This window comes from Terriglobus sp. TAA 43, assembly GCF_000800015.1.
GTDB lineage: Bacteria > Acidobacteriota > Terriglobia > Terriglobales > Acidobacteriaceae > Terriglobus.
In genome coordinates this window covers 3,205,001-3,224,742 of sequence record NZ_JUGR01000001.1, presented here as the reverse complement: position 1 = coordinate 3,224,742, position 19,742 = coordinate 3,205,001, and the positions used below count along the sequence as shown (strand labels likewise).

At 52.9% G+C, this 19,742-nt stretch carries 11 protein-coding genes and 1 pseudogene; 5 read left to right on the top strand and 7 right to left on the bottom strand.

What is annotated here, in order from left to right:
* Positions 1-44: 44 nt before the first annotated feature.
* The 3 genes and pseudogenes from M504_RS13615 (at position 45) to M504_RS13605 (ending at position 3,364) form a co-directional block, all read left to right on the top strand.
* Complete coding sequence (locus tag M504_RS13615) at positions 45-428, top strand: BlaI/MecI/CopY family transcriptional regulator (protein ID WP_047492298.1); 384 nt, start codon at positions 45-47, stop codon at positions 426-428.
* Positions 428-2,278 (top strand): M56 family metallopeptidase, encoded by a 1,851-nt coding sequence (locus M504_RS13610; protein WP_047492295.1) that lies wholly within the window; start codon positions 428-430, stop codon positions 2,276-2,278. Before M504_RS13615 ends, M504_RS13610 begins: the two co-directional genes overlap by 1 nt.
* 205 nt (positions 2,279-2,483) lie before the next feature.
* Positions 2,484-3,364, top strand: a pseudogene (locus tag M504_RS13605) (TIGR03435 family protein).
* A 106-nt stretch (positions 3,365-3,470) separates the two neighbouring features.
* Here M504_RS13605 and M504_RS21390 read toward each other — a convergent pair.
* The 3 genes from M504_RS21390 to M504_RS13590 all read right to left on the bottom strand — a co-directional run bounded on the left by M504_RS21390 (position 3,471) and on the right by M504_RS13590 (position 7,632).
* Positions 3,471-5,246: a M56 family metallopeptidase gene (locus M504_RS21390; RefSeq protein ID WP_052200721.1), complete on the bottom strand. Its 1,776-nt coding sequence runs from the start codon at positions 5,244-5,246 to the stop codon at positions 3,471-3,473.
* A 176-nt stretch (positions 5,247-5,422) separates the two neighbouring features.
* Positions 5,423-7,249 (bottom strand): M56 family metallopeptidase, encoded by a 1,827-nt coding sequence (locus tag M504_RS13595; protein ID WP_047492289.1) that lies wholly within the window; start codon positions 7,247-7,249, stop codon positions 5,423-5,425.
* On the bottom strand, positions 7,246-7,632 hold the full coding sequence (locus M504_RS13590) for a BlaI/MecI/CopY family transcriptional regulator (protein ID WP_047492286.1): 387 nt from the start codon (positions 7,630-7,632) through the stop codon (positions 7,246-7,248). The genes M504_RS13595 and M504_RS13590 overlap by 4 nt, the downstream gene beginning before the upstream one ends.
* Before the next feature lie 604 nt (positions 7,633-8,236).
* Between M504_RS13590 and M504_RS22735 the strand changes: the two genes are divergently transcribed.
* Positions 8,237-9,499, top strand: coding sequence for a tyrosine-type recombinase/integrase (locus M504_RS22735; RefSeq protein WP_084214336.1), 1,263 nt, complete (start codon positions 8,237-8,239; stop codon positions 9,497-9,499).
* A complete protein-coding gene (locus tag M504_RS13575) occupies positions 9,496-10,443 on the top strand; it encodes a tyrosine-type recombinase/integrase (protein ID WP_156993759.1) in 948 nt (315 codons plus the stop codon). Before M504_RS22735 ends, M504_RS13575 begins: the two co-directional genes overlap by 4 nt.
* A 413-nt stretch (positions 10,444-10,856) precedes the next feature.
* On the opposite strand, the gene M504_RS13570 is transcribed toward M504_RS13575, so the two are convergent.
* From M504_RS13570 to M504_RS13550, 4 genes are all read right to left on the bottom strand, one after another.
* On the bottom strand, positions 10,857-11,240 hold the full coding sequence (locus M504_RS13570) for a hypothetical protein (RefSeq protein WP_047492279.1): 384 nt from the start codon (positions 11,238-11,240) through the stop codon (positions 10,857-10,859).
* A 19-nt stretch (positions 11,241-11,259) separates the two neighbouring features.
* Entirely contained in the window at positions 11,260-15,156 is a 3,897-nt protein-coding gene (locus M504_RS13565; RefSeq protein WP_198137603.1) for an RHS repeat-associated core domain-containing protein, read from the bottom strand.
* A gap of 236 nt (positions 15,157-15,392) precedes the next feature.
* Complete coding sequence (locus M504_RS21825) at positions 15,393-18,872, bottom strand: RHS repeat protein (RefSeq protein ID WP_084214334.1); 3,480 nt, start codon at positions 18,870-18,872, stop codon at positions 15,393-15,395.
* Positions 18,869-19,642, bottom strand: a complete 774-nt coding sequence (locus M504_RS13550; protein ID WP_232296282.1) for a hypothetical protein — start codon at positions 19,640-19,642, stop codon at positions 18,869-18,871. Before M504_RS13550 ends, M504_RS21825 begins: the two co-directional genes overlap by 4 nt.
* Between the last annotated feature and the right edge of the window lie 100 nt (positions 19,643-19,742).

The window sequence follows — 19,742 nt, the reverse complement described above, 5'->3', positions numbered from 1 at the left end:
CTCCTACTGATGTAGGGGATAGTCCTACGCAAGTAGGAGATCTGATGGCTACACCCAAACTTTCAAAGCTCGAATTTCAAATCATGGAGGTGCTGTGGGCGCGAGGCGAATCCTCCATCCGAGAGATTTTAGATTCACTCCCCGTGAAGGGACGACCAGCCTACAACACAATTCAGACGATGGTTTACAGGATGGAAGCGAAGGGAATAGCCCGGCGCCTCAAGAAGGTAGGAAACTTCCATATTTACGCCGCTTCCATCTCGCGCGACGCTGCACAGCGACGTCTGATCGACGAATTGCTGGCTCTCTTTGGAGGACGGTCTCAGCCTGTGGTAGCACGCCTTGTTGAGATAGGTAAATTGTCTCTCGATGACGTGAAGGAGGCAGAACGGGTCTTGCGCGAACCAAGTGAGAAGGAGAAGCGCTGATGATTTCGCCAATCTGGAACGAAAGCTCACTCGCAAACGTCATCAATCACCTATTGCAGTCGACGATTTTTGCGAGCATTGCGTGGGTGGTGGTGTTGACGCTTAGGAAGAGCCCCGCGAGGACCCGCTATTGGGTGTGGATGATCGCTTCGCTGAAGTTCCTTCTTCCGTTGTCGCTGCTGATGGCTGCAGGGCGATGGCTACGCTCGCTAGCGCCGATGCCTATCGCCACAAAACCTCTTGTTACGAATGTCGTGGAACATATGGCGCGGCCATTCCAGCAGACCCAGTTTTTCGAAGCGAGTGAACACGCCGCTGTATCGTCGCACGGTCACTGGATGTTGGTTCTAGCATTGGCAGTTTGGATTTGCGGGGTGACGATCATCGTTCTCCGTTGGGTAAGCGGATGGCGACACATACGAGTTGCGAAGCGCTCGGGATTCCCTCTCAACATTTCAGCAAACGTGCCAGTGCTGTGTTCGACGACGACGATTGAGCCGGGAATCTATGGAATCTTCCGACCAGTCCTCCTATTACCGGAAGGAATTTTGAGACAGCTCACTCCTCAGCAGTTGAAGGCGGTTATTGCGCATGAGATGTGCCATGTTCGTCGGCGCGACAATCTAACCTTTGCCGTACACATGATTGTGGAGGCGCTGCTTTGGTTTCATCCTGTAGTGTGGTGGATCGGGGCACAGCTCATCGACGAGCGCGAACGCGCCTGCGACGAGGCTGTTCTCGAAGCTGGTAATGATGCTCAGGATTATGCCGCCGCGATTCTGAATGTATGCAGGTTCTATGTCGAATTGCCACTGAAGTGTGCATCCGGCGTTACAGGTTCCGATCTGAAAGAACGCATTCTGCGTATTGCTGCACACAACACGGGGGCCAAGCTACCCTTCGGCACGAAACTGGCGCTGTTTGTACTGGCTACGATGGCGATCGCGATGCCGCTCGCATTTGGCTTGGTGCAAGCAACGAAAGCGACGCCGACTTGGGAAGAGGCAGCAGGAAGCAAGATGGAGTTTGCGGTGGCATCCATTCGCTTGGATAAATCGGGCGTATTCAAGCCTCCCAGCATACCCATCGGCCCGGACAATAGTTTGGGAAAAGATGGCCCTGTTGCTGCGGGACTTTTTACGGCTGACTTTCATGTGGGGGATTACATCAGCTTCGCGTACAAGTTGAATGCCGATCAACGGAAGCAGATGTACGCCTCCTTACCGACATGGGCCGCTACCGAAAACTTCGAGATTCATGCGCGATCTGAACTTGCTCATCCCACCAAAGATCAGTTGCGTTTGATGATGCAGTCTTTGCTTGCGGATCGCTTCAAACTGACATTTCATCAAGAAACCCGGCAGCTTTCCGTGTTTGCCCTTACCGAGATCGAGCCGGGAAAGATTGGTCCGAATCTCATAGACCATGCAGAAGGACCACCTTGCGATGCTCCATCGTTGCCTGTGGACGGCTCGACGTCAGTCCCTGTTAAAGCCTGGCCGCCTTCCTGCGGTCTCTATGTGGCTCATATGACCTCAGGCCAGATCTTTGAAGTTGGATCGAGAGATACGACCATGGATTTGGTGGCAAGCTCCCTTTCCAGTCTTGGACAACTAGAGCGACCTATGATCGACGGAACCGGGCTCACTGGAAGATTCGACTTCATTCTGAGATGGACACCGTCGCCATCAAGCCCCATCCTTCCGCCGGGTACAACTCTTTCGCCCGATGCGGAAGGAACTACATTTACTGAAGCTTTGAAAGACCAGCTCGGAATGAAATTGAAACCTACCAAATCTCCGATGCAGATCTTGGTTGTGGACCATTTAGAGAGACCATCGGAAAATTAGTAACGACGAAAATATTCACCATGGCTCGTTACCGGTGAGGCTCCGCCACCTCCTTCGAAGAGCGAACTCGATAGAAGTGGAGCACCTCGCTTCCGGCAACATAGTCTATACATCGTGGAAAGGTTTGGTTTTGATCGAACTTAAAAAGTCATTGAGGCCGCGGATTCTGCGCGATGTACCAGCGAAGTCGCTGCAATTCGCTGGGATGATTTTCCAGTCAATAGCATTCACCGCGATAGGGCTAGCTTCGGTACTGGCCGCATTAGATGGTGGCCTCTATATGCAAGGTCAGACCTCATCATCCTCTAGTGCTCCGCAACGAGTTGATCCAGAGCAAACACTCACGCCTTCCTTTGAAATCGCTTCGGTGAGGGTGAACCATTCGGAGGACCTGCGTGGAGACCACGTCGATATCTTCAGTCGGTTGCCAGGTGGTCGGTTCGTCGCGACGAACTGTGCGCTGAAGGTACTCATTGGCTACGCGTTTCACGCGCAGTGGTATGTGATCGAAGGTATTCCCCAGAAACTCCGTTCACAACATTTTGATATCAATGCCAAGGCAGATGGAGCGAGGCCCCTCGATCAATATGCCGGCATGGTTCAGCGGCTTCTCGAAGAGAGATTTTCCTTACGTGCCCACTGGGAGACACGAAAAGCACCTGTCATGTACCTCGTTCTGGACAAGCCAGGAAAGCTACAACCGGCTAAGTATGGAGACTGCCCGAAAGGCCCCTTCATCCCGGGTGCTCCTCGTCCCGGACCACCAACTGACGCCAGTTGTGGAGGGTTGAACAGCGATCCAGGAAATACAAAAGGATATTCATTGACAACGGGTGACCTCGCCGACAGTCTCTCTTGGTTTGCACAAAAGACGATCATCGACCGTACCGGGCTGACTGGGAAGTATGACGTCAAACTTCGGTGGGCACCGCAGTTCGATGAGATTCAACCCGATGGGCCGTTCCAACCGGATGCCCCCTCTCTGCAGACGCACTAAGAGAGCAACTCGGACTGCGACTTGAGCCTGGTAAGGGACCGGTAAGGATTCTCGTAATCGATCATCTCGAGGAACCATCAGAGAACTGATGGTTATCTCGAATACAGTCTCGGCCCCAATCTTCCGCGCAGTTTCAAGAACTTGTGAATCGCTGACGGGAACGCCGTCTGTCGTTATTTACTGGGCTTTCGCCCCTCAGTTCATCGAAGGCTTTTCAATATGGTCGACGACGATGGAAGCGACCTGCCCCTTCGCTGGAACCAGACGTAAGCCGAGTTGCTCCTGGATTGCCGTAAAATAGGAGGGAGCACTTCCTTCCGCTGCGGTTGATTCTGGATCTGGAGCAGATGACGCCATCCGTGTCCAATGCAATGTCAGATCGTAGCTGCCGCTCAATCCCGTTCTGTTAACAATGCTGCGGCCTCCAACCTCAGGTTCGCGGCCAAGCAGACTGGCGAGTCTATCCAGGTCCGTGCCGGTGACCTTCAGTTCGTAGTCCATGCCGCTATGCGTGATGCCGAACCGATCCGGTTCCTGGTGTCTGGCTGCAGATAGCTTCGGACCGCTTTTTGCAACTTCGAGCGCATAGATTGTCTGCTCGCGCTTCTCCAAATGTACCGCCAGGTGAAATCGTTCTTTCAGGACCGATTGCAACCGCAGTTGAATCTGCTCCTGTCTTTCAGCGACAGACATTTTCTGTATTGCCGCATAGTCCGAATCGCTGAACTTTCCCTCGATATCGTAGGTATCATCCGTCCAGCCGGGACCTTTCGCGATCTGCGCCTCGGAGAAGTCGGGCAGGTTATAGGCGTACATAATCAGCATCTTGGTCGTGAAGAAGAGATGTACAGAGCTGCCACTCTGTGGGGCAGGCGCGAGCGGCGGACCATCGGGTCTGAGCTTCACGCTTACCACTTCAAAAGACGGGAGCGCGCCTTCGCGGTACAGCACCTGCCCATACACCGGCAACGGATGCAGCACGCCGAGCGCAAGCGGGATGACAAGCGTCACGATTCCAAACACGATCAACATCAAAGACCGAACGGGAGAGAGCTTCGCAACCCGATGCGTCACGATACGTACGACACGCTCGCCAAGATCAGCGCCTCCTGCCGGAGCAACCAGAGATTGCTCGTGTTCAATACGGAAACGGCCCACCTTGAGAAGGCTGAGCGCATACGCTTCCGCATTGCCAAGCCTGTGAACGACGGTCTCGTCACAGACATTTTCCCGCTCGATCAAAAGCTTCCGCTCAATCCACCAGACGAATGGATGGAACCAGAAGACAGCTTCGACAACCAGATGGAGCGCCGCGATTAGGTTGTCGCGGTGCCGCGCGTGTGTCACTTCATGAAGCATGATCGCGGTGAGATGTTCGTCATCAAGGCGGCTTGACAGGCCATCCGGCCACAAGAGTACGGAGCGGAAAATACCGTAGACACCCGGCTCTCTCACTGCCCGGGAACGATGAAGAGAGATGTCACCACCAACGTCTCGAAGAGACTGGTATTCACGCCCTTCTTCGACATGAACTCCGTCGTTAAATGTTTCTCGCAGTTGACGCCAGCGCATCAACCATACCGAAAGCACGCATGCGCATCCGCAGAACCAGAACATTGCTACGGCTGCATAGAGTGGTGTGCGTCCAGATCCTCTGCCGGGCATGTCTCTCATCTGCAGACTGCCAGCAGGTTCCAGCGGATGCATCGCGGTTGTTGCGATGGAGTATGCAAACTGATGCTGTGAAACTGCGACCTTCCGCGGACCTGCGACAAGAGTGCCAAGGTCAAGCAGTAGTGAAAGTGGCAGCAGAAACTTGAGCGAGGCGGCTATCCAAAGCCCATAGCGCAGGCGTGCAGAGTTATGGCGGAGCGCAAGTGTGATTAGCCAGATGGCACAGACACAAAACGTGGACTGCCAGAGGTGATTGCCAATTGCGGGTAGAAGAAGGGACAGATGCGACTCGCTCATTGCGCTTCTCCGTTCTTGAGGCTCTTTAATGTTGTTTCTGCAACCTGGATGTCCCCTCTGAAACACCGGGGGATCTAAATCGATCGGTGACACTAAGTGGGCTTGTCGATACTTGTCTTGGAGCCCTTGTCTCGACGTAATGCATCGAGTCAATAGAGCAAGATTCCTAGGGAGCTTCAGTTTTCTGAAGGTCTCTCGATGTGGTCGATCACGAGTGTTTCCACTTTTCCTTTTGCAGGTACCAGCTTCAAACCGACCTGCTGTGCCAGAGAGCCAGGAGAAGCTTCGGCTGGAGCTTGCTGTGAGCCGTCTGGAGAAACCGACGAAGCAATTGGCTCTCGCAGTGTGATGTCGTATTTCCCAAAGAGACCAGTTTGGTCTTGAACCTGCCAGTCGGGCGAAAGCGAATGGGTTAATTGGGCTATTGAGATCCCGAAAAAGTGCATTGTGATCTCTCCCTCGCTGCGTTCCATCGAGAGTAATCCGCCCCCAGGAAATGGATGAGCACCTGCATGTGCCTCGGCTGGATTTGACTCTTTGAATTTAGGTCCGTCCTTACCCACAGTAAGCAAATACACCTGGGCATCCTTCGTATCGCGATGCACGACTAATTTCAGTCTGTCAGCCAGCATAGATTGCAGCATGGCTCGTAGCATTTCAGGCTGTTTGAGTGGATCGTGCCAATCGGCGAGATCCGCCTCATCAACTTTCGCGCTGATGTTGTACCGGTCGTCATCGCTGTATGCCCAGCTAGGGAGTCCGATGACCTGTCTATCCGAATAGGCCGATGCCCCACCGGTTTGTGGAACATACGCTGACAGGATCGGCAGTGCCAGAAACATGTTCTTCATTTCGTAGCCATCTTGTGTTGGTACGCCCGCAGTCTGCGGACCACCTGCTTTGCTCGGTCGTATGGAAACAACAGAGAACTTCAGGTGTTTATCTGCCACCCTGCGATTGTCTTGAATACTGGCCGCGCGAACGACACCGAAGAATACCGGAATGCTCAACGATAGAAACACGACCGTTCCAAGCAGGAGCCGCCACAACGGAGTCAAGTCCTGCACAATGTTCCCGGTCATGATTCTGACGATTCGATTCTTGAGGTCAGCACTAGCCATGCCTGATACGCACATCGCGGGGGACTCGACACAGAATCTGGACGCTTTCAGGAGGCTCTCAGCGTAGACGTCTGGTTTTCCGATCAGTTGTATCGTCGCTTCATCGCAGGCACGCTCACGCTCCACGACCATCCGGGAGCCCATCCACCAGACCAGCGGATGAAACCAAAATAAGGCCTCCACTGTCATGTGGATTGCGGCAATTAGATTGTCGTGGCGTCGTATGTGCATAAGTTCATGCACGAGAATGGATTCGATATGTTCATCTTCCAGCCTCTCGGTAAGTTGTAGTGGCCAAAATATCACCGGTCGGACGATACCAAAGACACCTGGCTCCATCCGGTCGGATACTCCCAATACGACGACCTGGCTAGGTGCCCAGACGAGCGATTCAATGCGTTGTAATATCTCTATCTCTCGGCCATGAGTCAGCGGCGCGGCATGCTTCAGCAATGCCGAGACTCGTCTCCATCGCGTGCCCCAGACCGCAAATACAGACAGGGTGCCGCAGCTCCATACGCACAGCAACGCTAGCGCAAGATAGCCTGTAGGTTCACTCGGGAGATCTTGTAGAGGTACTGCTGGCGCAATGGCCGAACCAGAAAACGGCTGCCCGACGGACTCAAGGGTGTTGGACAGAGCGCGATTATTGAACGGGGAATGTTGTTTGGGGAGAAGGCTGCCGAGTGCAAACAACAACGAAAAAGGAAGCAGGAACTTAACTGAGGCTGAGAACCAGAGGCAGTGCCTAACACGGGCACGATTCTTCCTCAGCAAGAGTGTCAATAATCCTATCAATCCCGCGAACACGGTGGACTGAAGAAGGTGATTCGCCAGCGTCGGCTCTGAGTTCTTTAATTGGATGATCAGTTCTCTCATCATTTAGGATCGCCTCCGTTCCTCATCTCCTTGAGTGTCTTTTCGGCGAACTCAACGTCTTCAAGCGTTAGCTTCCCAGCACCAATCAGATGAGCCACCACTGGACGAGACTTTCCACCAAAGAACGCGAGTAGTTCATCAACAAGCCTGCGTTGCGCTGCATCGCGAGTCGTTGTAGCCGCGAAGATGTGAAAGTTCCCCACCTTACGCACACGACGAACGATCTTCTTCTCTTCCATGCGATAGATGGTCTTTTGGACAGTCGTATAACCAGGTCTCTTCTTCTCAGGGAAGGCCTCCTGAATCTCTCGGATCGACGCTTCCCCTCGATTCCAGAGGGCATCCATGATCTGAAACTCCAGCTTCGTTAGCTTCGCCGCGGCCATATTTACGACCCTCGTCTTTTTATTTACGACATTTGTCAGCGACACTAGTCCACAAATGGAATCATCGTCAAGGGAGAAATTTGTGATCTGGATCCGATGCGAGGCAAGCCGAGGCAGACGATCGTGACGACCAGCCGGCTTCTGACCATCAACCGTTACTGAGGAGAACTAAGCGCGATCGTCTCGAGGGGAGCACGGCCCAGCAGCCATGCCACCTCTCGAGTGAAGGACGACTGGATTTGACCGGGAAAGCACTCCAGTGGCGCATACCGTTCAGTCATAATGTGAGCCGTCGGCTGCACCCGTTACTTCCCGACTTCCCGTTGTTATGCTCTGACGTCCGTATTGAATGAAAAGGCGATTGCATTCTTCGCAATACGCCATATGAATTTGCAAGAGAGCCCACTCCTCTTCCGAAATACTTCCTTCGTAAAAAAGCGCGCACAAGGCCTGCAGCTCTGCATGTAACGGCACCGTCATACAGACACCTCCAAGATTTTCACAGTTCAAATTACAGACCGGCGTGGACCCTCAATTCAGCAACCATGTTAGGGCAGATGGCGAAAACTGGCCTAACCTACTACCGTGATGCGTCTTCTACCAAATGAAGACACACACACCACTTATCACTTTGTTCCGACGGGATGTGCGAACACGGCACGAAAATTCGCCTTTCTTGGAAGAGCGCAATCGATATCTCAAGCATCTAGCGCAGAATGGCTCCAGCCCGAGACGGATTCGAACAATCGCCAGCATCCTGGTGACCCTGCTCCGATTCTTAGACCTGGAGACCAGCCCCGACGTCACGCTGTGTGCCGTTGAAAACGCGCAAAGGCTTTGGATGGAGAGTTTCAACAGTCGCCACAGACGGCCAGTGAACGAGGAGTCCAGGGACGAATTTCGAAGAATAGCTCTGCACTGGCTCAAGTTCTGCGATCTTTTGGCTCCCGAACCTATTCCCGTCTACCCATACGGCGACATTCTTCCGCGCTTCGTTGAGCATTTGCGCGATGTCATGGGGATGGCGGATGAGACGGTGAAGAAGTCACGACTACAGGCACTCTGGTTCCTACGGTGGGCTAACGACAGGCGCGAAAGCCTTTCTGAAATTTCAAGTAGTGATGTGCAAGCGTATCTCGCACATCGCGAATCGATCGGGCACAAGCCGCGCTCCATCGCAACATCAAGTCAAGTTCTCCGATCGTTCTTCCGGTATGCCGAAGAAAAGCATCTGACACACGACAACATAGCGAGTCGCATACAAGGACCGTCTGTTCCGCGATACGACCCCGATCCCCAAGGTCCTCGTTGGGCTGATATTCGTCGGCTCATTGATTCACGCGTCGGATGTAAAGCAAGCGATCTTCGTGGGCGTGCCATCCTGATGCTCTTTGCTATCTATGGTCTCCGTAGCTCAGAGGTTTCCCGACTGTCGTTGGATGACTTCAACTGGTTTAACGGCACATTCGTTGTAAGACGAGCAAAGCACGGAGGCGCGCAGCGTTTCCCGCTGCAGTATGAAGTTGGGGAAGCTATCTTGGAATATCTCAAAAGAGCGAGGCCGGTGGGGTGCCGCAGCCGCAACCTTCTTGTTACGTTGCATCCGCCCTACCGACCGGTCCCAGTCGGCTCTCTGCTCGGTGTTGTGAATTTGAGACTCAAGGGTCTATCGATTCGCAGCCCACAAGGAGGCCCGAGAGGTCTTCGGCACGCATGCGCGACGGAGTTGTTACGCAAAGGGCACTCTCTATCGGAGATCGCAGACTTTCTTGGCCACCGCAGCACCGGTTCCGTGAGTGTTTATGCGAAGCCTTCAGCTTCTTCACTTCGACGGGTTTCCACATTTGATTTGGGAGGACTCGCTTGAGACTCGATGAAGGGATTACCCGATTTGTTATGTCGAAGCGAGCAGCAGGAGTCGCCTTCGTCCAATCTGCGCATATGCTAAATCGATTTAAACGTCACGTTGGTGACGTCGCTCTTAGTGAGGTCACAGTGGAAGACATTGCCAGTTTTCTCAGACTGAGCATTCGTCGACCTTACGTCTGGCATGCACATTACAACCTACTGAAGCGTTTCTTAGAGCATTGGGCGCAAGCCGCCGAGATAGAGCCTATGCTGATGCCTGAGAAAAGAGTCCGTGTGCGCTCGGTATACCTGCCATATGTCTATTCCGTTGCAGAAGTACGCCGGCTCCTGGAAGGCACGGGAAAGAGCCAATCGAGCAAAGCTTGTGAATTCGACGCCAAATGCTTTCGGGCTATTCTCTTTGTCCTCTTCGCTACCGGTATGACTGTCGGCGAGGTCTTGCGACTAAAACATCAAGATCTCGATATGCGGAGGCGGATCATCAAAATCTCTGCTTCCCCTCTTCATCGGGGCCGGATCATTCCCGTAAGTCTGCAATTCCGCACAGTCATACGAGAGTTCTGCTCTTCGCGATTCAATCGCGCATATGAAAGTGGCCTTTTGTTTGTCACCAGATCCGGAGAAGCCATACAGCCAGATTCGCTCAGACGGAGTTTCCGCAGGCTTGTAAAGCAATGTGGAGTGCGTCGTCGAGACGGCATCTCTGATTGGCCTAGGATGACTGATTTTCGCGCCAGCTTCGCGGTTCTACGAATCGCCGACTGGCTCAAGCGTGGAACAAACCTAAATGCTATGCTTCCGGCTCTTAGTGCCTATCTGGGACTGTCATGCATGCAATCGATGGACAAATATATGAGGTTGACCCCGGAACGATTCATCAAGCCGCTCAAATACTCAGCCCTTGCAAGCCTTGTCGACCTGGGCGCGAAGAAACTGACCTAATGAACCTCTTAAGTAGTCTCTAAGAACAGGTACGTAAACGCGGACACAAGCCTTGAAATGTTCAAGGTCGAATGTTGAAAGTAGTGCAAGCCCTTGCGCACTATCGCCACCATAACGCTGGGACGCAAAATTCTGTTCACATGTTAGTAGAAGCTCTCTCCGAAAATTCTGGATGGCGTCTTCTTTTGCAGAAACTACGCTTCCCAACGCTCTCGTGGAAGATGAAGAAGAACGCTGCGAGTTCATCCGCTGCGTCCTCAATTACCAAGGTTCAACACCGTTACGCCAGCGTTGGGGTATATCGTCGACGTGATATGCGGACCCACCGGTTGTTGAGCTCGCCAACATTGCGTCTTAGGCCCCGTTACAAGCCGCCTAGCGGCGGCCTGCGACGGCCCCTAAGTTTGGAAGGGTTACTCCCCGGCAACCGACGCCAGCCAGAACAATAGGGTTCCGACAGCCGCGACAGGAGCGTACCAGCGAACCGGGCCAGACCACCGAAGACCTACCGCTCCGAAGACCAGCCCAGCAAGCGAGAGCAGAAGCCCACACCGATAGATTCTCAAGAGAACCGGGTCATAGAACGGGAAGCCTACAACCGACCGGGCGTACAGCATCGCTCCGATGGCTAGCAGGGTCGACGCTGTGCCCAGCGCTAGCCCTGCCACAGACGGCCATGCGCCCCCAGTCTCGCCAGCCTGCCGACGCTGTGCCCAACGAACCCAGCCCGCGATGATAACCACTGGCAAGATCACATACACCACAAGAGCGAAGATAATCGGAATAGCTTTACTCATGTAAAACGTCTCCTGTCGGTCACTTCGTTGGATTGCAGATCGTGTGAGTCGCGCACCCTGCATGTTCTAGCCAGTCGCCCACGCCGTCGTACGGGTAGACGCTGTCGACGTGGAAGCCCAGCCTCGGCGTGCTTGCTTTCGGGTCGATTGGGATATGAGTCGATGGGATGCCGGTTGGATCGCCCTCGCGATGACCCCGGAAGTTGACAGCTCCCGGATGGAAGAAGTTGATGCCATCTGTACCGGCTTCTTTCATGTAGCCACTGCTGTTTTTGTCGAGAACTTTGAAGATTGCTTGAGCAACATCAGCAGAGCCGTTTCCCGGCGACTTCACTATACCGTCAGCTACGCATGAGCCTCCGCAGTTGCCAGTCACATCTGCGTTATACCCCTTCAGCGCACCGGTCCCAGCAACGGTTACTGTGCCGTTCTCGCCCTTGTTGGTATCCCACACTCCCTCGTATGTCTTGTCACCTTCTTTGACGGTGAGGCCGTGCTCCCCAAGCGTCGCATTTTTTGTTTGATCGCCCGTCAGATGGGTTCGAGTAAAGTTCCCGTCTTTGTCGGTCGTTCCAACGTAGTTGTCTTTGCAGGTTGCACTGCTATCTCCGCAGCCCTTGAGCCATATATCCATGCCCGTCGGGTCGGTATATCTTAGCGGATTGTTCATCACATATGCGTACTTGTTCAAGCTCTGCGGCAGTTCAAGATGTCCACCCAGAGGATCGGGCGACATGAAGCGACCCGTCGTACTTCCGTAGTAGCGCGCGCCGAAGTTATCTAATCCGCTTTCCGTGTCTCTCTCTTTGCCGGTGAAGTAGTGCTCTGTCGTTACAAGAGACGATGGGTTGAGTTGATCCCCATACGGGGCGCCCTGATAGTAGGCTTCGACGTTACCGTTGAGATCGACTTGCATGCGGCGGTTGCCGAGCCAATCGTTAAATTGGTAGTGGCGACCTATGCTGTCGTCGGTCGCGATGAGAGAACCACCAGAGAAGATGTTGGTGTGCATCCAGTTCCCGGCACCGTCCAACTCCGTCATCTGCTGCCCATCTGGACCGGGGATGTACTGGTTGGTTAGAGCGAAGTGATAGGTCGTCTGGTTCGCAGGAGAGATGTCACATGGGTTGGATGGCATGCTTCCATCGGCAGCGCCTTGAAATGTTCCTTTTCCGACACGATTCCCGTCTGCGTCATAGATGTACACCGTGAGCAAACCGATGACACGCTTTGAGGTTGCACACAGGCGTCCATCGCCATCGTAGAAGTAGTCGTTGACGCTATCCTGGACCAAGTTACCAGCGGGATCGTAGGCGATATTCAGCATTCCCGTGAAACGGTTGTTTGGATCGTAGGTGGCCGTTGTTTCGTTGTGATCTGCTGAAGGCTGCAATTGACACGTACTTGGATCAGCAAACGTGACGCTAGATGCAACCTGTGCTGTCCGGTTCCCGAAGGAGTCGTAGCTCCAGCAAAAATATTGCTGTGTGCCACCAGTAGGAGACGTTGGAGTTTGGAAAGGCCTTCCTCCAAGAAGAATGCCTTGAGATGCGCCCTTGATTCGGTTCAACGAATCATATGTCACGCTCCAACGTTGGTTTACAAGATCGTCGTAAGCGATGACGTTACCAACGCCGTCATAGCCGCTGCTACTGCCATCCGACTGCGTAATGCTATAGCTATAGATCGTTCCCGACTTATCAACAACACTGATGGACGTTGTGGCGATGGAGGTCTGATAGCTCGAACTACCGTTGTAGTAGAACTTCGCGGGATACGTTCCGGCAGTGGGGCTCCACGTTGCCGACGTTATGAGCGTAGCATTGCCGCTACTGTCGAGAGGGTGAGCATCCCAGTTGGATGAGCCGAACGCACCGCTCACGGTTCCACAGGCAGAATTGCAGGAAACATGAACAGTGAATGTGAGGGCCGAATTCGTATATGCAGGCGAAGGTGGGGTGATGGTAACGGTCGTTGCCGTGTTGGGATTATTCAGGAGATTCACGCTCGTCGTGGCGCTTGAACCTTGATAGCTCGCACTGCCACTGTATGTGAAAGTCGAAGCGTAGGTTCCGGGGATAGAAAGGTCCCATGGTGGCGAAGCAACGAAGGTAGCGTTCCCGCTGCTATCAAGAGTCTTAGCACCCCAGTTCATTACTCCAAATGTCCCGCTCACAGTCCCGCACGCCGAATTGCACGAAACATGGACACCGTACGTCAAGATCGAATTGGTATACGCAGGCGAAGGGGGGGTGATTGTAACGGTCGTCGCTGGATTCGGATTGTTCACGACATTCACGCTTGTCGTTCCAATTGAGGTCTGATAGCTCGAACTGCCGTTATACGAAAACGTCGAGACGTAAGTTCCGGGGGTTGAATTTAATCCTTGCCAGGTAACGAAGGTAGTATTGCCGCCGCTATCAAGCGTGTGAGTACCGAAGTTCGATACGCCAAACGTTCCGCTTACCGTTCCACAAGCTGAGTTGCACGAAACATGCACCATGTATGTCAGGATCGAGTTCGTATACGCAGGCGAAGGCGGAGTGATGGTAACGGTCGTGGGGGGATTTGGATTGTTCACGACATTCACGCTCGTCGTGGCGGTTGAGCTCTGATAGTTCGAATTACCACTATAGGTAAACGTCGAGGCATACGTGCCGGCTGTGGGATTTAATCCGGTCCAGGTCACGAACGTGGCATTGCCGCTATTGTCGAGAGTATAAGTACCTAGATTCGTTGGACCAAATGTTCCGCTCACAGTCCCGCACGCCGAATTGCACGAGACATGGACACCGTACGTCAAGATCGAATTGGTATACGCAGGCGAAGGCGGTGTAACGGTGATCGTTGTCGAGGGAACAGCAACACTGATAGTCGTCGTGGCAATGGAGGTCTGATAGCTCGAGCTACCGTTGTAGTAGAACTTCACGGGGTAGGTTCCGGCAGTTGGACTCCACGTTGCCGAAGTAACTAAGGTGGCGTTACCACTACTGTCGAGAGGATGAGCACCCCAGTTGGCTGAGCCGAAAGCACCGCTCACCGTCCCGCAAGCAGAATTGCAAGAAACATGGACAGTGAATGTCAGTGGCGAATTCGGATATGCGGGCGAAGGTGGGGTAACGGTGATGGTCGTCGCCGGATTCGGATTATTAACGACATTCACGCTCATCGTGCCCGTTGAGCCCTGATAACTCGAACTGCCACTGTAATTAAACGTCGAAACGTAAGTTCCAGGGGTAGACGTGTCCCATCCTGGCGACGTCACGAAGGTTGCGTTGCCGCTGCTATCAAGCGCGTGCGCACCCCAGTTCGATACACCAAACGTACCGATTACCGTTCCGCAAGCAGAATTACAAGACACATGCACCACGTACGTCAGATACGAATTCGTGTATGCAGGCGAAGGAGGTGTGATCGTAATTGTTGTCGCTGGATTCGGACTGTTTACAACGTTAACGCTTGTCGTGCCGATTGAGGTCTGATAGCTCGAACTGCCGTTGTACGAAAAATTCGAGACGTAGGTTCCAGGGGTTGAGTTTAGTCCTTGCCAAGTAACGAACGTCGCGTTGCCGCTGCTGTCAAGAGTTTGGGTTCCTAAGTTCGTTGGGCCAAACGTTCCGCTTACAGTCCCACACGCTGAGTTGCAGGAAACATGGACGATGTACGTGAGGATCGAATTCGTGTACGCAGGCGAAGGTGGAGTGATGGTGACTGTCGTCGCCGGGTTAGGGTTATTGACGACATTCACGCTCGTCGTGCCTGTTGAGCTCTGATAACTGGAATTTCCACTGTAGGAAAAATTCGAGACGTATGTTCCTGCGGTGGAGTTCAATCCCGTCCAGGTGACAAAGGTGGCATTGCCGCTACCGTCGAGAGTTTGAGTACCCAGGTTAGTTGGACCAAATGTTCCGCTCACAGTCCCGCACGCTGAATTGCACGAAACATGGACACTGTATGTCAGGATCGAATTCGTATACGCAGGTGAAGGTGGGGTAATCGTAACAGTCGTGCTGGTCTGGCCCTGACTTCGACCTGTAGCCCCAATCATAGCGAGTATGCAAACAGCTATTGGAATGAGTGCAAAACCGGATTGGATTGAGCGGCGACGTTCAACGCCGAGAAAAAGATACGGCAGGCGGTAAAGAAACTTGTTCACTGGACACCCGCCTTCACCGTGTTCGTAAGCAGCCGCATCCGGTTATCAAATGTGCGCTCTTGTGTCATCGTGTTGCCGAGGACGGCTTTGCTCCAACCTACGGGATCGTATTGCAGGATATTTAGGATCGAAGACTGCACATTTCCGTTTGAACTCTGGACGGCCTGAAGTCTGCCCGAAGTATCAAACGACTGGAGGAAGGAAGACACTCCACGGCCGTCGTTGTACGAGCCGAGATTACCAGCCAGGTCGTAAACATAGCTTTGAGGCGTCGACGTATTGCAATGACCGAGAGCACAACGAATCTCGCCCTTGATCCGTCCCAGTGAGTCGTAGGAAGTAATCTGCCTGGACGTGAGCACCCCGCTTGACGGAATTGCGGCCGGTGTAGAAGGGCAATCTGCGGACTGAGTCCACTCCCCCAGGAGATGACCGATCCCATTTGTTACACCTGGCAGAAAGTCATAGATATAGCAGGAAGACGATGTCGCAGTTCCGCCGCCATAGACCTTATGGCTCGTTATACGATTCAAGGCGTCATACGAATTACTGACCACCACTCCGCGAGCATCCGTCTTCGCAAGGAGATTGCCGTTCGCGTCATAGCCGTTTACACAGTCGCTGCCCGACCATTGACCGTAACAAACAGGTCCCGTCTCGGGATTGGATGAGGTGAGTAGCCGAGATAACCCATCGTAGGTAAAGTGGCGGGTACGAACCGAGGAGGTTGATGGATCTGTTTGTACTACATCCGTCAGGTTACCAAGTACGTTGTAGGTATAGCTTGCGGCGCTTCCCCCTGAGGCCTCGTTGACTTGAACAAGCCTGCCGAGACTATCGAATGTCTGAACCGTCTGGTTTCCGTCCTCATCCCGGACAGTGACCTGATTTCCCGAATAGGTCCATCGCTTATAACTCAAAGATGGACTGCAAGTCGTACCAGTTCCATTATCCTGATTGCATTGCACGGTTCTACGACCAAGAGCGTCATAGAGAAAGGTTGTGTGCTGATCTGCGAGTCCTGAACCAGGAGCGTTCGGATTAGAGATTGAAGCAACATTGCCTTCGTTGTCATAGCTCGTGTTTGTTGCAATATTCCCGGGCGAAACCTGGACACTCAAACGACCGAAGCCATCGTATATTTGCGAACTCGTCAAGACTCCGTCGTCCACAGCATTCTTATCCTGAGCAACGCTCACTTGCACCCTCTGAGGATAGGAATATGCACTATGGCTTTCGTCCGCCCTATTAACCGCAGTCCGGATTTTCGTGACACGGCCAAGGGGATCGCTGCGATCGATTGCAGTGACTACACCGTTTACATCATTTCTACCGAGAATCGCCCCGGTCACGCAGTCATGACTCTCAGTGCTTGTTCTTGCAAGAGGAGTGTCGAACGCCGCAGTGATTGACGCAGGAAATAGTCCATAGCATCCGGTGCTGTCTACATGGGTCACAACGCCCATAGCATCAATGCTCTGGATAACTTGACCTGTTGAGTCATAAACCGAGCCATTTGAAATCGTCGGACGTCCTGCTCCAACCCAATACGACGTCGATGTCAAATTTCCAAGAGCGCCAGATGGGCTTCCATTGCTCTCGTCATATCCAAAGGACTTGTAGGCCTGCCTGGCGGACGTCCCATCAAGAATTTCGTCGGAAGCGGGGAGATTCAGAAGGTTAGCTGCCTTATAGGTGGGGTGACCCACCCAATAAAAAGGCATGCTCTCCGTCTTTAGACCATCGTTGATCGTCTTGGGTCTCGTGAAGTAGATCGTAGGCTGTTGCGACGCCTGAGTGTAACCGCTGCTTCCATTCCAAATCGGATCGACATCGGTAAATAACGATTCGTAAGAATACAGCGTAGTATTTGTGTCCTGCCCCGTGACCTGAGTAATCACTTGATAAGGTCGAACATTAACGAACGGAGCAGGCGATGCAAAAGGGACAATGTCCTGTGGACTGGGTACGCTCAGATAGGTCGTCGAGACGTCTTTGAGAACCTCTGGAGTCGTTGCAGTTGAGCTACCTTGGAAAAACTTCGTCTCCGTTTCGTTGGCGCCGCAGTAGTTGGGTGGATTGTCCAGAGTGAACATGTGGACTGTATCGTTACCAGCAGTGGTTTCGGTTGTTTGAGTGGGGCTGTACGAATAGGTTGTTGAAATAGAGGGACCACTCCCTGACGAGGCGACTCGCTTTGCAACGCTGCGGACCCGAGGATACATCGGAGCTGCAGACGGAGAGGGAACCGAGGGACCGCAAGCCGTTGTCAGAGTGTAGTCATAGTGAAGACTGCCGCCTTCTGGAGTTCGGATCTCGACGATATCACCATAAGTGTCCGCGGAGCCCGCGGCCGGTGAATCATATATGAAGCCCCAAAACGATGAGTAACCGCTCTTTAGATGGTGGTCCGGTAACAACACAGATTGCAATACGGTAGTGGCGGCGGTTGATTCAATCCATCTATCGACGCCGGTTCCTATGAAGGTTCCATTCTCATCGTAGACGGAGAATGTGTCGGTAGTTGTCCCACCATACCCCCAATAGTTTGTCGCGAGATTAAGAGTTGCGTAACAGAGCTGATAAGTTTGAGTGCCTCCGTTCGGTCCTGGCACGTTCCACAGGTAACTCGCCGTTAAAGGTTGATCCGATATTCCAAGATCGGGACAGGTTGCGATGCTTGTTGAGCCACCGCGCGAGGCGTTATTGATTAGAGGAATTGGGCGGTTAATTGAATCAGTCAGCGACAAAAACCCGTTTGCATAGAGGGAACCATGCGAAAGGTCAGGAACAGCCGAAATTGCGTTTCCATTGGAATCCTGCACCGTTGAGACGCCAATATTCAGTGTGTATTTCCTGCCATCCCCGTCGTAGGCATAGATGTCAGCACCAGAAGGGGCAGCGAATACGGCGGACGGAGAATTAGCGATGGGGAGCTTGACCGTCCAGCCAGAACCATCAGTGGCATGTAGCAGCGAGTAATCCGTCGAATCATAGCCCAGTTGATGGGTTAACCCTGACCCCTCCCGCAAGGACCAATGTTTGCGTATGTCGTAGACACTATTGCCAACTTGAGATTCGACCAGCTTACTCCCCAGTGAGACAGCTTGATCATGTTGAATCCTCAAATTTCCCGTGTAGTACTCTCCCCACTGGGAATCGTCGACCAGAACAGAATCTTCGCCTCCATACGCATGTACGCATCCCCAAGCGTCACACACTTCAGATGGCGAAGCGGAAGATGAATGTCCCGTTAGCGAGAACGTAAGCTCGGCTTTTCCTAACTGCGGGAATGAGAGTATAGGGATACTGAAGAAAAGGCTACCATTCTGCATCTGAACATGGTCGAACTTCCCTCCCGAATACGCGTGAAACGGTAGAGGCCCCGTATCTGTAGTTGCAGCCATTTGTGCATTGCTGAGAACCGGGCATGAGTAAAAGAGCAACATAAAAACAGCAACACAAATTCGTTTCATCGTGTGACCGCCGTTTCCGAAACCGCAGGGATTTGCTTCGCAGATGTGAAGGTGAAATCTCGTTTCACTCCTGGAAGGTCCATCGAAACTGTCGCCGGGAAGAGTAATCCCTGGCGGTTTTCAAAGGAGTTATAGGTGATTTTTTCCAGTGCAAGCCGTCCATCATTTCCGCGGGTTGCCAAGGCCATCCTCGCTTTGGATGGAAGATGGGATTCAGCAGAAAGACATAGCTCGGTGTATACGCCCCCGTCTTCAAGTCGCTTGGTCGCAAGTGAAACCTGTATGCAGTTCTCTTTATTTTCGCTATCGGACGAAGAGAGTGATACAGCGTACTGCTCATTGTCGAGAACCGATTCCATTGCGGCGGCCGGCGCCTGCGCAATCAATGCATTGAACACATCGAACTTAGGATGAAATCTCGAGGTGGAGTTTTTTTCATCAGAAGCTGCGTTCGCGCTCGCGATAGAAGACGACTTGATACCGTTTCCATCCAGTGGATCCCGCCGCATCTTTAAACCATTCGACCAATCGTCCTCCCAATAGAAGGAGTCGGTTTTCCCGTTGGTGGAGATAGCTGCATTGATCGAAGTTTTCTGAATGTTTCGCCACGAAGAACGCCCGCCCATAGCATCCACTCCTGCCGCCAGTAGCTCTAGCGCTCGCGGGTCTCTAACGTTTGGGCGAAGCTGTTGCGCAGAAATATGTTGAATATAGGATGGGCAGGAAAATAAGAGGACAGAGACAAACGCACTGACTAATTTCATAGGCATGAACCGGCAACCAATTAGGATTGTCGGGAAGCTCCTCAATTGCTTTTCGGAAACGACACAAGCAAAACATGCTCACCCAAAAACCTCAAGCTCTACTTTT

Bases quoted from the DNA above. Each gene is read 5' to 3' on its own strand.
- M504_RS13615 (WP_047492298.1), top strand. From the start codon at position 45: ATGGCTACACCCAAACTTTCAAAGCTCGAATTTCAAATCATGGAGGTG.
- M504_RS13610 (WP_047492295.1), top strand. From the start codon at position 428: ATGATTTCGCCAATCTGGAACGAAAGCTCACTCGCAAACGTCATCAAT.
- M504_RS21390 (WP_052200721.1), bottom strand. From the start codon at position 5,246: ATGAGCGAGTCGCATCTGTCCCTTCTTCTACCCGCAATTGGCAATCAC.
- M504_RS13595 (WP_047492289.1), bottom strand. From the start codon at position 7,249: ATGATGAGAGAACTGATCATCCAATTAAAGAACTCAGAGCCGACGCTG.
- M504_RS13590 (WP_047492286.1), bottom strand. From the start codon at position 7,632: ATGGCCGCGGCGAAGCTAACGAAGCTGGAGTTTCAGATCATGGATGCC.
- M504_RS22735 (WP_084214336.1), top strand. From the start codon at position 8,237: ATGAAGACACACACACCACTTATCACTTTGTTCCGACGGGATGTGCGA.
- M504_RS13570 (WP_047492279.1), bottom strand. From the start codon at position 11,240: ATGAGTAAAGCTATTCCGATTATCTTCGCTCTTGTGGTGTATGTGATC.
- M504_RS21825 (WP_084214334.1), bottom strand. From the start codon at position 18,872: ATGAAACGAATTTGTGTTGCTGTTTTTATGTTGCTCTTTTACTCATGC.
- M504_RS13550 (WP_232296282.1), bottom strand. From the start codon at position 19,642: ATGCCTATGAAATTAGTCAGTGCGTTTGTCTCTGTCCTCTTATTTTCC.